The organism is Enterobacter sp. CPE_E1241 (assembly GCF_045618265.1).
Lineage (GTDB): Bacteria > Pseudomonadota > Gammaproteobacteria > Enterobacterales > Enterobacteriaceae > Enterobacter > Enterobacter adelaidei.
Genome location: NZ_JBIWYV010000001.1, coordinates 4,738,066 through 4,751,919, shown reverse-complemented (window position 1 = coordinate 4,751,919; position 13,854 = coordinate 4,738,066). Strand labels below are relative to the sequence as shown.

Below are 13,854 nucleotides of genomic sequence, written 5' to 3'. Positions count from 1 at the left end.
CGCACCGTCCCATTTAAATAGTCAGACGGGAGTAAATAAAGCATGCCTAAGTATCGTTCAGCCACCACCACCCACGGCCGTAACATGGCGGGTGCTCGCGCACTGTGGCGCGCCACCGGAATGACCGACGCCGATTTCGGCAAGCCAATTATCGCCGTGGTGAACTCCTTTACCCAGTTTGTGCCGGGTCACGTGCACCTGCGCGATCTCGGTAAACTGGTTGCCGAGCAAATCGAAGCCTCTGGCGGTGTGGCGAAAGAGTTCAACACCATTGCGGTGGATGACGGTATTGCGATGGGTCACGGGGGCATGCTCTATTCACTGCCATCTCGCGAACTGATCGCCGACTCAGTGGAATACATGGTTAACGCCCACTGCGCGGATGCGATGGTCTGTATCTCCAACTGTGACAAAATCACCCCAGGGATGCTGATGGCTTCCCTGCGTCTGAACATTCCGGTGATCTTCGTCTCCGGCGGCCCTATGGAAGCTGGAAAAACCAAGCTTTCCGACAAAATCATCAAGCTCGACCTGGTTGATGCGATGATTCAGGGGGCGGACCCGAAAGTCTCTGATGAGCAGAGTGAGCAGGTGGAACGCTCCGCGTGCCCGACCTGTGGCTCCTGTTCCGGGATGTTTACCGCCAACTCCATGAACTGCCTGACCGAAGCGCTCGGCCTGTCGCAGCCGGGCAACGGCTCGCTGCTGGCGACCCACGCCGATCGTAAACAGTTGTTCCTCAACGCCGGTAAACGCATTGTTGAGCTGACGAAACGCTACTACGAGCAGGACGACGCCAGCGCGCTGCCGCGCAATATCGCCAGCAAAGCGGCGTTCGAAAACGCTATGACGCTGGATATCGCCATGGGCGGTTCCACCAACACTGTGCTGCACCTGCTGGCCGCCGCGCAGGAAGCCGAAATCGACTTCACCATGAGCGACATCGACAAGCTCTCCCGCAAAGTACCTCAGCTGTGTAAAGTCGCGCCGAGTACCCAGAAGTACCACATGGAAGACGTGCACCGTGCCGGTGGCGTAATCGGTATTTTGGGCGAACTGGATCGTGCCGGGCTGCTGAACCGTGATGTGAAAAACGTGCTTGGTCTGACGCTGCCAGAGTCGCTGGACCAGTACGACGTGATGCTGACCAAAGACGACGCGGTGAAAAAGATGTTCCGCGCCGGCCCGGCAGGTATTCGTACCACCCAGGCATTCTCGCAGGACTGCCGCTGGGATACCCTGGATGATGACCGCGCTGAAGGCTGCATCCGCTCGCTGGAACACGCCTACAGCAAAGACGGTGGTCTGGCTGTGCTGTACGGTAACTTTGCGGAAAACGGCTGCATCGTGAAAACCGCAGGCGTGGACGACAGCATCCTGAAATTCACCGGCCCAGCAAAAGTGTATGAAAGCCAGGACGAGGCGGTAGAGGCGATTCTCGGTGGCAAAGTGGTGGAAGGTGATGTGGTGGTGATCCGCTACGAAGGTCCGAAAGGCGGGCCGGGTATGCAGGAGATGCTTTACCCAACCACCTTCCTGAAATCCATGGGACTCGGTAAAGCTTGCGCACTGATCACTGATGGTCGATTCTCTGGCGGTACGTCCGGCTTGTCCATCGGCCACGTTTCCCCTGAAGCAGCGAGTGGCGGCAATATCGCCATTATCGAAGATGGCGACCTGATCGAAATCGATATTCCAAATCGCGGTATTCAGCTGAAGCTCAGCGACCAGGAAATTGCGGCTCGTCGTGAGGCGCAAGAAGCGCGCGGCGACAAAGCCTGGACGCCGAAAGATCGTCAGCGTGAAGTCTCCTTCGCCCTGCGTGCTTACGCGAGCCTTGCCACCAGTGCAGATAAAGGCGCGGTGCGCGATAAATCGAAACTTGGGGGCTAATGATGGCCGAATCACAACCCTTATCTGCCGCCCCTGAGGGGGCGGAATATTTAAGAGCGGTGCTACGCGCGCCGGTCTATGAAGCGGTGCAGGTCACCCCGCTGCAGAAAATGGAAAAACTCTCTTCGCGCCTTGATAACGTGATCCTGGTGAAGCGCGAAGACCGTCAGCCAGTACACAGTTTTAAGCTGCGCGGGGCCTACGCGATGATGGCCGGGTTAACCGACGAGCAAAAAGCACGCGGCGTAATTACCGCCTCTGCAGGAAACCACGCTCAGGGCGTCGCATTCTCCTCTGCTCGCTTAGGGTTGAAAGCGCTGATCGTGATGCCGGTCGCTACCGCAGATATCAAAGTCGATGCGGTGCGAGGTTTTGGCGGTGAAGTGCTGCTCCACGGGGCTAACTTCGACGAAGCAAAAGCCAAAGCGATTGAGCTGGCGCAGCAGCAGGGGTTTACCTGGGTACCGCCGTTCGATCACCCGATGGTGATTGCCGGGCAGGGCACGCTGGCGCTGGAGCTGCTGCAACAGGATGCCCATCTTGACCGCGTGTTTGTACCGGTCGGCGGCGGCGGCCTGGCCGCGGGCGTGGCGGTGCTGATCAAACAGCTGATGCCGCAGATCAAAGTCATCGCCGTTGAAGCGGAAGATTCTGCCTGCCTGAAAGCGGCGCTGGATGCCGGTCATCCGGTAGACCTGCCGCGCGTCGGGCTGTTTGCGGAAGGTGTGGCTGTTAAGCGCATCGGCGATGAGACCTTCCGCCTGTGCCAGGAGTATCTTGACGATATTGTCACGGTTGATAGCGACGCGATCTGCGCGGCGATGAAAGATCTGTTCGAGGATGTTCGCGCGGTGGCGGAACCGTCCGGCGCGCTGGCGCTGGCGGGGATGAAAAAATACATCGCTCAGCACAACATTCGCGGCGAACGCCTGGCGCATGTGCTCTCCGGTGCTAACGTTAATTTCCACGGTCTGCGCTATGTTTCAGAGCGCTGCGAGCTGGGTGAACAGCGGGAAGCACTGTTGGCGGTGACCATCCCGGAAGAGAAGGGCAGCTTCCTGAAATTCTGCCAGCTGCTCGGCGGCCGCTCAGTGACGGAATTTAACTACCGTTTTGCTGACGCCAAAGATGCCTGCATTTTTGTCGGTGTGCGCCTGAGTCGCGGTCTGGAAGAACGCAAAGAGATCCTCAGCCTGCTGCACGAAGGTGGCTACAGCGTTGTTGACCTCTCTGATGATGAAATGGCGAAACTGCATGTGCGCTATATGGTTGGCGGACGTCCATCGAAACCGCTCAAGGAACGTCTGTTCAGCTTTGAGTTTCCGGAATCTCCGGGCGCACTGCTTAAGTTCCTGCATACGCTGGGTACGCACTGGAACATCTCTTTGTTCCACTACCGCAGCCACGGCACGGACTATGGTCGCGTGCTGGCCGCGTTTGAGCTGGGCGAACATGAGCCTGATTTCGAAACGCGGCTGAACGAACTGGGCTATGACTGTCACGATGAGACGCATAACCCGGCGTTCAGGTTCTTCCTCGCGGGTTAATGGTTTGGCAGGATCTGCCAGAACGCATCAATAAGCGGCTCATGCAGCCGCTTTTTTTGTGCACACACGCCAAGCTCAAACGGTGTTTTCTCGTCGCTGCGTTCCAGAATCATCACGCGGTTACGTACCGGCTCCGGGCTGTTTTCCAGCACCACTTCCGGCAGCAGCGCCACGCCGCAGCCGAGCGCCACCATTGAGACCATCGCCTCATGGCCACCAACTGTTGCGTAAATCGACGGATTGCTGATCTTCTGACGGCGGAACCACAGCTCAATACGGCGGCGTACCGGTCCCTGATCGGCCATGATAAACGGCACCGTTGACCAGTCCGGTTTCTCCACCGATACCTGATTACGCACCGGGCAGGGCAGTGCCGGGGCAATCAGCACTACCGCCAGGTTCTCCAGCATTGAAAATGCCACCGCACCCGGCAAGGTTTCGGGTTTCCCGGCAATGGCGAGATCCGCTTCGCCAGTCACCACTTTTTCCATTGCATCGGCGGCGTCGCCGGTAGTGAGCTTAATTTCAACCGACGGATGCGCCGCGCGGAAGCGGTCGAGAATGGGCGGCAGATGGCTATAGGCGGCGGTCACGGAGCAGAAAATATGCAGCTCGCCGGAAAGTGACGGCCCCTGCTGGTCAATCGAGTGCCGCAGCTGCTGGTACTGCAACAGCGTCTGCTGGGCAAAAATGCGCAGTTCTTCACCCGCTTCCGTGAGGGTAACGGTACGGTTATCACGCACAAACAGCGGCTGGCCGAGATCTTCCTCAAGGCGCTGGATTTGCCGCGAAAGCGTGGAGGGGCTGACGTGCATCGCCCGGGCGCTGCGGCCAAAGTGGCGGCTTTCCGCAAGATGCAGGAACATTTTCAGATCGCGTAAATCCACTGATGTCACTCCCCTTTTTTACATTGCAGATATTGCAACGTGACGTTGTGAATATATCAATTTCCGCAATGAATTTCCTGTTGTAATGTGGGTACATTCTCGCTGAACAGCGAACCGAACAATAAGACACACAACATCACGAGGTATCACCCATGGCTAACTACTTTAATACACTGAACTTGCGCCAGCAGCTGGCGCAGCTGGGCAAATGCCGCTTCATGGCGCGCGACGAATTTGCCGATGGCGCGAGCTACCTTCAGGGTAAAAAAGTGGTCATTGTCGGCTGTGGCGCACAGGGTCTGAACCAGGGCCTGAACATGCGTGACTCCGGTCTGGATATCTCCTACGCCCTGCGTAAAGAAGCGATTGCCGAGAAGCGTGCTTCCTGGCGTAAAGCGACCGAAAACGGCTTTAAAGTGGGTACCTACGAAGAGCTGATCCCGCAGGCGGATCTGGTGGTTAACCTGACGCCAGACAAACAGCACTCTGACGTTGTGCGTTCCGTACAGCCGCTGATGAAAGATGGCGCGGCGCTGGGTTATTCCCACGGTTTCAACATCGTTGAAGTGGGCGAGCAGATCCGTAAAGACATCACCGTTGTGATGGTGGCCCCGAAGTGCCCGGGTACGGAAGTCCGTGAAGAGTACAAACGTGGCTTCGGCGTGCCGACCCTGATCGCGGTTCACCCGGAAAACGATCCAAAAGGCGAAGGTATGGCGATTGCCAAAGCATGGGCTGCCGCAACCGGTGGTCACCGTGCGGGCGTGCTGGAATCTTCCTTCGTTGCAGAAGTGAAATCTGACCTGATGGGTGAGCAGACCATTCTGTGCGGCATGCTGCAGGCTGGCTCTCTGCTGTGCTTCGACAAGCTGGTGGAAGAGGGTACTGACCCTGCATACGCTGAAAAACTGATTCAATTCGGCTGGGAAACCATCACTGAAGCCCTGAAGCAGGGCGGTATTACGCTGATGATGGACCGTCTGTCTAACCCGGCGAAACTGCGTGCTTACGCATTGTCTGAACAGCTGAAAACCATCATGGCGCCGCTGTTCCAGAAACATATGGACGACATCATCTCCGGTGAGTTCTCTTCCGGCATGATGGCTGACTGGGCGAATGACGATAAGAAACTGCTGACCTGGCGTGAAGAGACCGGTAAAACCGCGTTTGAAACCGCGCCACAGTATGAAGGTAAAATCGGCGAGCAGGAGTACTTCGATAAAGGCGTACTGATGATTGCCATGGTGAAAGCAGGCGTTGAGCTGGCGTTCGAAACCATGGTGGATTCCGGCATCATCGAAGAGTCTGCGTACTACGAATCACTGCACGAGCTGCCGCTGATTGCGAACACCATCGCCCGTAAGCGTCTGTACGAAATGAACGTAGTGATCTCTGATACCGCTGAGTATGGTAACTACCTGTTCTCTTACGCTTGCGTACCGCTGCTGAAAGAGTTCATGACTACGCTGCAGACGGGCGATCTGGGTAAAGCGATTGCAGAAGGAGCCGTGGATAACGCGCAACTGCGCGATGTGAACGAAGCGATTCGCAGCCATCAGATCGAGAAAGTGGGTCACAAACTGCGTGGCTACATGACCGATATGAAACGTATCGCGGTAGCGGGTTAACAACCTTGTCGGGTGGCGCTTCGCTTACCCGACTTACAAAACGCTAAGACGTAAGCCGGGTAAGGCGCAGCCGCTACCCGGCTTTTTATTTGCGATACAGAACCTTAATAATGTGATAACCGAACTGCGTGTGCAGCGGGCCGGTTGGCTCCAGTACCGGGCAAGAGAAGACCACTTTGTCGAACGCCGGAACCATCTGACCCTGACGGAATTCACCTAAGTCACCACCGCGTTTGCCTGATGGGCAGATGGAGTGCTTCTTCGCCAGCTTACCGAAGTCGGCACCGTTCTTAATCTGCTCCAGAAGATCCAAAGCCAGTTTCTCTTCTTTAACGAGGATGTGCACTGCTGCTGCTGTTTTTGCCATGATCGTGCCTTGAATTGGTTGAAATAAATCGGGGCGCAATATACCACGCGTCAGCGGCGATACAGCACCTTAATGATATGGTAGCCAAATTTGGTTTTTACCGGGCCGTAGGGCTTCAGGAGCGGGCAGCTAAAGACTGCCTGATCGAACGGGCCGACCATCGCACCTTGTTGAAATTCCCCGAGATCCCCGCCATTGCGTCCGGACGGACATTTAGAGTAGCGCTTTGCCAGATGATCAAAGCTGATGCCGCGCTCCAGCTTGGCAAGGATCTCCTGGGCCAGTTTCTGTTCTTTTACCAGAATATGCAGGGCTGCTGCGCTCTTTTTCATGGTTCTGCTCTACGGGTTAAACGCGATTTCTCCACTTTATCATTAGCCGGTAAATCTGCGCCCGGCTTTCTGCTACAATCCACACCCCGTTCGAAGATTGAGCAATATTCCCATGCGTTTAAACCCTGGACAACAACAAGCGGTCGAATTCGTTACTGGACCATGCCTGGTGCTGGCAGGGGCGGGTTCCGGTAAAACCCGCGTGATCACGAATAAAATCGCCCACTTAATTCGTGGGTGTGGCTATCAGGCACGCCACATTGCGGCGGTGACATTTACCAATAAAGCAGCGCGCGAGATGAAAGAGCGTGTTGGCCAGACGCTGGGGCGCAAAGAGGCGCGCGGGCTGATGATCTCCACCTTCCATACCCTGGGGCTGGATATCATTAAACGCGAATACGCCGCACTGGGGATGAAGTCTAACTTCTCTCTTTTCGATGACACTGACCAGGTGGCGTTGCTCAAAGAGCTCACCGAAGGCCTGATCGAAGACGACAAAGTTCTGCTGCAACAGCTGATCTCGACGATCTCAAACTGGAAAAACGATCTGATGACGCCTGCACAGGCGGCAGCGAGTGCGAAGGGCGAACGGGATCGGATCTTCGCACACTGTTATGGTCTGTACGACGCGCATATGAAAGCGTGCAACGTATTGGATTTCGACGATCTGATCCTCCTGCCAACGCTGCTGCTTCAGCGTAATGAAGAGGTACGTGAACGCTGGCAGAACAAGATCCGCTACCTGCTGGTGGATGAATATCAGGATACCAACACCAGCCAGTACGAACTGGTGAAGCTGCTGGTGGGGCAGCGCGCGCGTTTCACCGTGGTGGGTGACGATGACCAGTCAATTTACTCCTGGCGCGGTGCGCGTCCACAAAACCTGGTGTTGTTAAGCAAAGATTTTCCTGCGTTGCAGGTGATTAAGCTGGAGCAAAACTACCGTTCTTCCGGGCGTATCCTCAAGTCGGCGAATATCCTGATCGCCAATAACCCGCATGTGTTTGAGAAGCGTCTGTTCTCCGAACTGGGTTACGGCACCGAGCTGAAAGTGCTCAGTGCCAATAATGAAGAGCATGAGGCTGAACGCGTTACCGGCGAGCTCATTGCCCACCACTTCGTGAATAAAACCGAGTACAAGGATTACGCCATCCTGTATCGCGGTAACCACCAGTCGCGCGTCTTTGAAAAGATGCTGATGCAAAACCGCATCCCCTACAAAATTTCGGGTGGTACGTCGTTCTTCTCGCGTCCTGAAATCAAGGATCTGCTGGCCTATCTGCGCGTGCTCACCAACCCGGATGATGACAGCGCGTTTCTGCGCATCGTGAACACCCCGAAACGTGAGATCGGCCCGGCGACACTACAAAAGCTTGGCGAATGGGCGATGACCCGCAACAAAAGCCTGTTTACCGCCAGCTTTGATATGGGGCTGAGTCAGACGCTGACCGGACGTGGTTACGATTCGTTAACCCGTTTCACCCACTGGCTGGGTGAAGTGCAACGCCTTGCGGAACGTGAACCTGTCGCGGCAGTACGCGATCTCATTCACGGTATTGATTACGAATCCTGGTTGTACGAAACCTCCGCCAGCCCGAAGGCAGCTGAGATGCGGATGAAAAACGTCAACCAGCTGTTTAGCTGGATGACAGAGATGCTGGAAGGCTCGGAGATAGATGAGCCAATGACCCTGACTCAGGTGGTCACCCGCTTTACCCTTCGCGACATGATGGAGCGTGGCGAGAGCGAGGAAGAGGCTGACCAGGTTCAGCTGATGACGTTACACGCGTCAAAAGGACTGGAGTTCCCGTATGTATATCTGGTCGGTATGGAAGAAGGTTTGCTGCCGCACCAGAGCAGCATTGATGAAGATAACGTCGACGAGGAACGCCGTCTGGCCTATGTCGGGATCACCCGTGCGCAGAAGGAGCTGACATTTACACTGTGCAAAGAGCGCCGTCAGTATGGCGAACTGGTGCGTCCGGAACCGAGTCGTTTCCTGCTGGAGCTACCGCAGGACGATCTGATCTGGGAGCAGGAGCGCAAAGTGATTACGGCAGAAGAGCGGATGCACAAGGGGCAGGCTAACGTGGCGAACATTCGTGCGATGCTGGCAAAAGCCAAAGAGAAAGGATAATTATTCGAAGGCCGGGTATGGCGAAACCGCCACCCGGCAATGCTCAGGGTATTACTTCACTTCAAGAACCCAGTGTACATAACTCTGCCACTGGCACTCCTGTTCGATCATCTCTGCCCCAAGTGGATGATTATCAATCCAGTTTTCCGGTAACGTCAGCGAAAGCTTCTCGCCATCAGCGACCAGATTGATGGCAGGTAGCAAATCATCGCGGCGGCGGCTGGCAAACAAAATCGCCAGACGTAGCAGACGACACAGATGCTCGGCCACGCGTGGCGGTACGGCGTTTTGTTGATGTAAAGAGGAGAGGTCAACGGCGTTGGTCTGGTTCAGCAGCAGGGTTGCCAGCAACTTTTTCTGTGCAGGCGTGTAGCCCGGTAAATCGAGGTTACGTACCAGATAGGCCGCATGAACAGGGGCCTGTTTGAAATCAATGCTCAGCCCCACTTCATGTAGCGCGCAGGCACTCAGCAATAAATCACGGCTCAAAGGGTCAAGATCCCAGCCGGTAGCAACCTGATCGGCGAAGCGTGATGCCAGTTGCGCCACACGACCCGCCTGGTCGATATCAACCAGAAAACGACGCTGCACGTTGCGCAGAGTACGGCTGCGAATGTCCTGATCAACCGACAGATGCAACATCCCATAGACCAGGCCTTCTCGCAGTGCGCCGCCAGCCAGCGTCATACACTGAATGTTTAGCTCGGTGAAAATCGCAATCAGAATGGCCAGCCCGCTCGGGAAAACCAGCGCACGTTCAAGCGTCAGGCCTTCAATTTCAAGCTCTTCCAGCCGCCCACACTGAATAGCGCGCTGTTTAAGCTGCTGGAGCTTGGCAAGCGTGATCCGCTCATCCATTCCCTGCGCCATCATGATTTCCTGCAAGGCCTGCACAGTGCCAGAAGCACCCACGCAGACTTTCCAGCCGTGATAACGAAGTTCATCCATGACCGGACGCAACACCTCGCGTGCGGCATTCTCCGCCTCGTCGAAGTTTTCTTTCCCCAGATTCCGGTCAGTGAAGTAGCGCTCAAGCCAGGTCACGCAGCCCATCGACAGGCTGAACAGTGACGTTGCTTGGGCGCCGGTGCCGGTCACGAGTTCGGTGCTGGCACCGCCGATATCCACGACCAGACGGCGATCGTCACCTCCTGTCGTATGGGCAACGCCCTGATAGATCAGGCGGGCTTCTTCTTCACCGCTGATAACCTGAACCGGACACCCCAGAATTTCCTGCGCTTTAGCAATAAAATCTACGGCGTTAACTGCCAGGCGGAGCGTCGCCGTGGCGACAACGGTAATTTGGGAATGCGGGATATCCTGCAGACGCTCAGCAAAGAGCCGCAGACACTGCCAGCCACGTTCCATGGCTTCATGGGATAGGTGGTTATCGCTGCTCAGGCCCGCCGCGAGGCGGACCTTGCGCTTAATACGCGTCAGCGTTTGTATGCTTCCCGCCACCTCGCGCACAACCAGCATATGAAAACTATTCGAACCGAGATCAATTGCCGCATAAAGCGAGGTGGAACTGAGCATATTTTCTTAACCTGAACGACGACGATTACGCGGTGCGCCAGAGCGACGCGGGCCATTGCCGGAGCGGGCGCGGGTAAGGCGCTTAGGCGGCGGCAGTTCGCTTAGCAGCGCTTCCGGATTGTATTTGCTCTGCGGAATAGAGTGACCGATGTAGGTCTCAATGGCTGGAAGATTCAGCGCATACTCTTCACACGCAAGGCTAATAGAGTGACCGCTTGCGCCCGCACGACCGGTACGACCGATACGGTGAACATAGTCTTCGCAGTCATCTGGCAGGTCATAGTTAAAGACGTGCGTCACGGCTGGAATGTGTAAACCACGTGCTGCCACGTCGGTTGCGACCAGAATATCGAGATCGCCACGGGTAAATTCTTCAAGAATACGCAGGCGTTTTTTCTGCGCCACATCGCCGGTCAGCAGGCCAACACGGTGACCGTCTGCAGCCAGATGACCCCAGATGTCTTCGCAGCGGTGTTTGGTGTTCGCGAAAATAATGGCGCGGTCTGGCCACTCTTCTTCGATCAGCGTTTGCAGCAGACGCATTTTCTCTTCATTAGATGGATAGAAGAGCTCTTCTTTAATGCGGTGACCTGTTTTCTGCTCGGGCTCCACTTCCACGTATTCGGCGTTGTTCATCTGCTCGAACGCCAGCTCACGTACGCGATAAGAAAGGGTCGCGGAGAACAGCATGTTCAGACGCTGATTTGCCGGAGGCATGCGACGGAACAGCCAGCGGATGTCTTTAATGAAGCCCAGATCGTACATACGGTCAGCTTCATCCAGCACCACAACCTGGATGGCACCGAGGTTAATGTGGTTCTGTTTTGCGTAATCAATGAGGCGGCCCGTGGTACCGATCAGGATATCCACACCGCTTTCCAGCACTTTAAGCTGTTTATCGTAGCCGTCGCCGCCATAGGCCAGGCCAAGCTTCAGGCCGGTAGCCTGCGCCAGGGGCTCAGCGTCTGCATGGATCTGTACCGCCAGTTCTCGCGTTGGGGCCATAATTAGCGCACGCGGCTGGTTAACTTTGCGGTCTGCAATCGCTGGATGAGAAAGTAAATAATGAAACGTTGACGTTAAGAACGCCATCGTTTTGCCAGTACCGGTTTGCGCCTGCCCTGCAACATCGCGACCGGCCAGCGTTAGCGGCAGCGCGAGGGCCTGAATGGGCGTGCAGTTATGAAACCCTTTTTTTTCAAGGGCTTCCGTCACCTTTGGGTGCAGGGCGAAGTCGGAAAACTTCTGTTCTGTTAAATGTGTTTTGCTCATAGTGTGGTAGAATATCAGCTTACTATTGCTTTACGAAAGCGTATCCGGTGAAATAAAGTCAACCTTTAGTTGGTTAATGCGACATCAACACGTCGTTGGTGGAGACAAAACCAACGTACCAGGCTTATTCCTGTGGAGTTATATATGAGCGATAAAATTATTCACCTGACTGACGACAGTTTTGACACGGACGTACTTAAGGCTGACGGGCTGATCCTCGTCGATTTCTGGGCTGAATGGTGTGGTCCTTGCAAAATGATCGCCCCGATTCTGGATGAGATCGCCGACGAATATCAGGGCAAACTGACCGTTGCCAAGCTGAACATCGACCAGAACCCGGGCACCGCACCAAAATACGGTATCCGTGGCATTCCGACCCTGCTGCTGTTCAAAAACGGCGAAGTGGCGGCGACCAAAGTGGGCGCGCTGTCCAAAGGTCAACTGAAAGAGTTCCTCGACGCTAACCTGGCGTAAGGTTTCTCCGCTGTGCGTTCAGAGCTCCCGGCTAAATGATGAGGAACTCTGGACGCCCGGCTGAAGTCGTGCTAAGTTAGCTATGACTTCGTTTTAAACATATCTTGTTGTTTGAATCTTGTTTTACCCGATACTTCCCGTTGTTGACTTATACAGTGCGTGAAGTGGCTAAATTCCGGGCTTGTCACTCAATCCGTCTTGTCGTTTCAGTTCTGCGTTCTTTCCCTGTGACCAGACAGCGAACAGACATGAGTTGATGGCCGCTAAACAGGCATGGATGACCCTGCCATACCATTCACAACATTAAGTTCGAGAATCACCCCGAGTTTAAGAACCCACACCATTATGAATCTTACCGAATTAAAGAATACGCCGGTTTCTGAGCTGATCACTCTCGGCGAAAATATGGGGCTGGAAAACCAGGCTCGTATGCGCAAGCAGGACATCATTTTCGCCATCCTGAAGCAGCACGCGAAGAGTGGCGAAGATATCTTTGGCGACGGTGTGCTGGAGATATTGCAAGACGGATTTGGTTTCCTCCGCTCTGCAGACAGCTCCTACCTCGCCGGCCCTGACGACATCTACGTATCCCCTAGCCAAATCCGCCGTTTCAACCTCCGCACTGGTGACACCATTTCAGGTAAGATTCGTCCTCCTAAAGAGGGTGAACGCTACTTTGCGCTGTTGAAAGTTAATGAAGTTAACTACGACAAACCAGAAAACTCACGTAACAAGATCCTCTTTGAGAACTTAACGCCGCTGCACGCGAATTCTCGCCTGCGCATGGAGCGTGGTAACGGTTCTACCGAAGACTTAACTGCGCGTGTTCTGGACCTGGCATCACCAATTGGTCGTGGTCAGCGTGGTCTGATTGTGGCACCGCCAAAAGCGGGTAAAACCATGCTGCTGCAGAACATCGCGCAGAGCATCGCCTATAACCACCCAGACTGTGTGCTGATGGTGCTGCTGATTGACGAACGTCCGGAAGAAGTAACGGAGATGCAGCGTCTGGTTAAAGGTGAAGTTGTGGCTTCTACCTTTGACGAACCTGCATCTCGTCACGTTCAGGTTGCGGAAATGGTTATTGAGAAGGCGAAACGCCTGGTTGAGCACAAGAAAGACGTGATCATCCTGCTCGACTCCATTACGCGTCTGGCCCGTGCGTACAACACCGTGGTTCCGGCTTCCGGTAAAGTATTGACCGGTGGTGTGGATGCCAACGCCCTGCATCGTCCGAAGCGTTTCTTCGGTGCTGCACGTAACGTGGAAGAGGGCGGCAGCCTGACCATCATCGCGACGGCGCTGATCGATACCGGCTCCAAAATGGACGAAGTTATCTACGAAGAGTTTAAAGGTACAGGCAACATGGAACTGCACCTCTCTCGTAAGATTGCAGAAAAACGCGTCTTCCCGGCTATCGATTACAACCGTTCCGGTACCCGTAAAGAAGAGCTGCTCACCACACAGGAAGAGCTGCAGAAAATGTGGATCCTGCGCAAAATCATCCATCCAATGGGTGAAATCGATGCAATGGAGTTCCTCATTAATAAACTGGCGATGACCAAAACCAACGACGATTTCTTCGACATGATGAAACGCTCGTAACGCAAATAAAGCCAGTGAACGCCACGTTTTTACGTGGCGTTTTTCTTTTATGGACTATACGCTAGTATCACCTACTCCCAATTTTGACCGGTCGGTGCGACAATAGAACCGTTTGTGCAGTCAAATAAATAATTGATTGAAAAATATACAAAGGGAGTTGTAAGAGGCCATCTTTA

11 protein-coding genes are annotated in these 13,854 nt (G+C 54.8%); 6 read left to right on the top strand and 5 right to left on the bottom strand.

From position 1 onward, the window contains the following. Positions 1–42: 42 nt before the first annotated feature. Complete coding sequence (gene ilvD / locus ACJ9Y9_RS23215; protein WP_028018216.1) at positions 43–1,893, top strand: dihydroxy-acid dehydratase; 1,851 nt, start codon at positions 43–45, stop codon at positions 1,891–1,893. Positions 1,894–1,895: 2 nt separating this feature from the next. Beyond that, on the top strand, positions 1,896–3,440 hold the full coding sequence (gene ilvA / locus ACJ9Y9_RS23210; protein WP_028018215.1) for a threonine ammonia-lyase, biosynthetic: 1,545 nt from the start codon (positions 1,896–1,898) through the stop codon (positions 3,438–3,440). Here the strand turns inward: ilvA and ilvY are convergent. Then, positions 3,437–4,327, bottom strand: coding sequence for an HTH-type transcriptional activator IlvY (gene ilvY, locus ACJ9Y9_RS23205; protein ID WP_028018214.1), 891 nt, complete (start codon positions 4,325–4,327; stop codon positions 3,437–3,439). The genes ilvA and ilvY overlap by 4 nt on opposite strands. Before the next feature lie 152 nt (positions 4,328–4,479). On the opposite strand from ilvY, the gene ilvC reads away from it, so the two are divergent. Next, positions 4,480–5,955, top strand: coding sequence for a ketol-acid reductoisomerase (gene ilvC / locus ACJ9Y9_RS23200; protein ID WP_021242831.1), 1,476 nt, complete (start codon positions 4,480–4,482; stop codon positions 5,953–5,955). 85 nt (positions 5,956–6,040) lie between these two features. Here ilvC and ppiC (ACJ9Y9_RS23195) read toward each other — a convergent pair whose 3' ends face one another. Both ppiC (ACJ9Y9_RS23195) and ppiC (ACJ9Y9_RS23190) read right to left on the bottom strand, forming a co-directional pair. Next, positions 6,041–6,322: a peptidylprolyl isomerase PpiC gene (gene ppiC / locus ACJ9Y9_RS23195; RefSeq protein WP_023309650.1), complete on the bottom strand. Its 282-nt coding sequence runs from the start codon at positions 6,320–6,322 to the stop codon at positions 6,041–6,043. 50 nt (positions 6,323–6,372) lie between these two features. After that, positions 6,373–6,654, bottom strand: coding sequence for a peptidylprolyl isomerase PpiC (gene ppiC, locus ACJ9Y9_RS23190; RefSeq protein ID WP_028018213.1), 282 nt, complete (start codon positions 6,652–6,654; stop codon positions 6,373–6,375). A 112-nt stretch (positions 6,655–6,766) separates the two neighbouring features. On the opposite strand from ppiC (ACJ9Y9_RS23190), the gene rep reads away from it, so the two are divergent. Continuing rightward, on the top strand, positions 6,767–8,791 hold the full coding sequence (gene rep / locus ACJ9Y9_RS23185) for a DNA helicase Rep (RefSeq protein WP_028018212.1): 2,025 nt from the start codon (positions 6,767–6,769) through the stop codon (positions 8,789–8,791). A gap of 51 nt (positions 8,792–8,842) precedes the next feature. Here the strand turns inward: rep and gppA are convergent, their stop codons facing one another. Then, on the bottom strand, positions 8,843–10,327 hold the full coding sequence (gene gppA, locus ACJ9Y9_RS23180) for a guanosine-5'-triphosphate,3'-diphosphate diphosphatase (RefSeq protein WP_028018211.1): 1,485 nt from the start codon (positions 10,325–10,327) through the stop codon (positions 8,843–8,845). 6 nt (positions 10,328–10,333) lie between these two features. Continuing rightward, positions 10,334–11,599 (bottom strand): ATP-dependent RNA helicase RhlB, encoded by a 1,266-nt coding sequence (rhlB, locus tag ACJ9Y9_RS23175; RefSeq protein ID WP_028018210.1) that lies wholly within the window; start codon positions 11,597–11,599, stop codon positions 10,334–10,336. A 144-nt stretch (positions 11,600–11,743) separates the two neighbouring features. Here rhlB and trxA point away from each other — a divergent pair, with 144 nt between their 5' ends. Further along, a complete protein-coding gene (trxA, locus tag ACJ9Y9_RS23170) occupies positions 11,744–12,073 on the top strand; it encodes a thioredoxin TrxA (protein ID WP_006179218.1) in 330 nt (109 codons plus the stop codon). A gap of 345 nt (positions 12,074–12,418) precedes the next feature. Next, on the top strand, positions 12,419–13,678 hold the full coding sequence (gene rho, locus ACJ9Y9_RS23165) for a transcription termination factor Rho (protein ID WP_001054528.1): 1,260 nt from the start codon (positions 12,419–12,421) through the stop codon (positions 13,676–13,678). Positions 13,679–13,854: the final 176 nt, after the last annotated feature.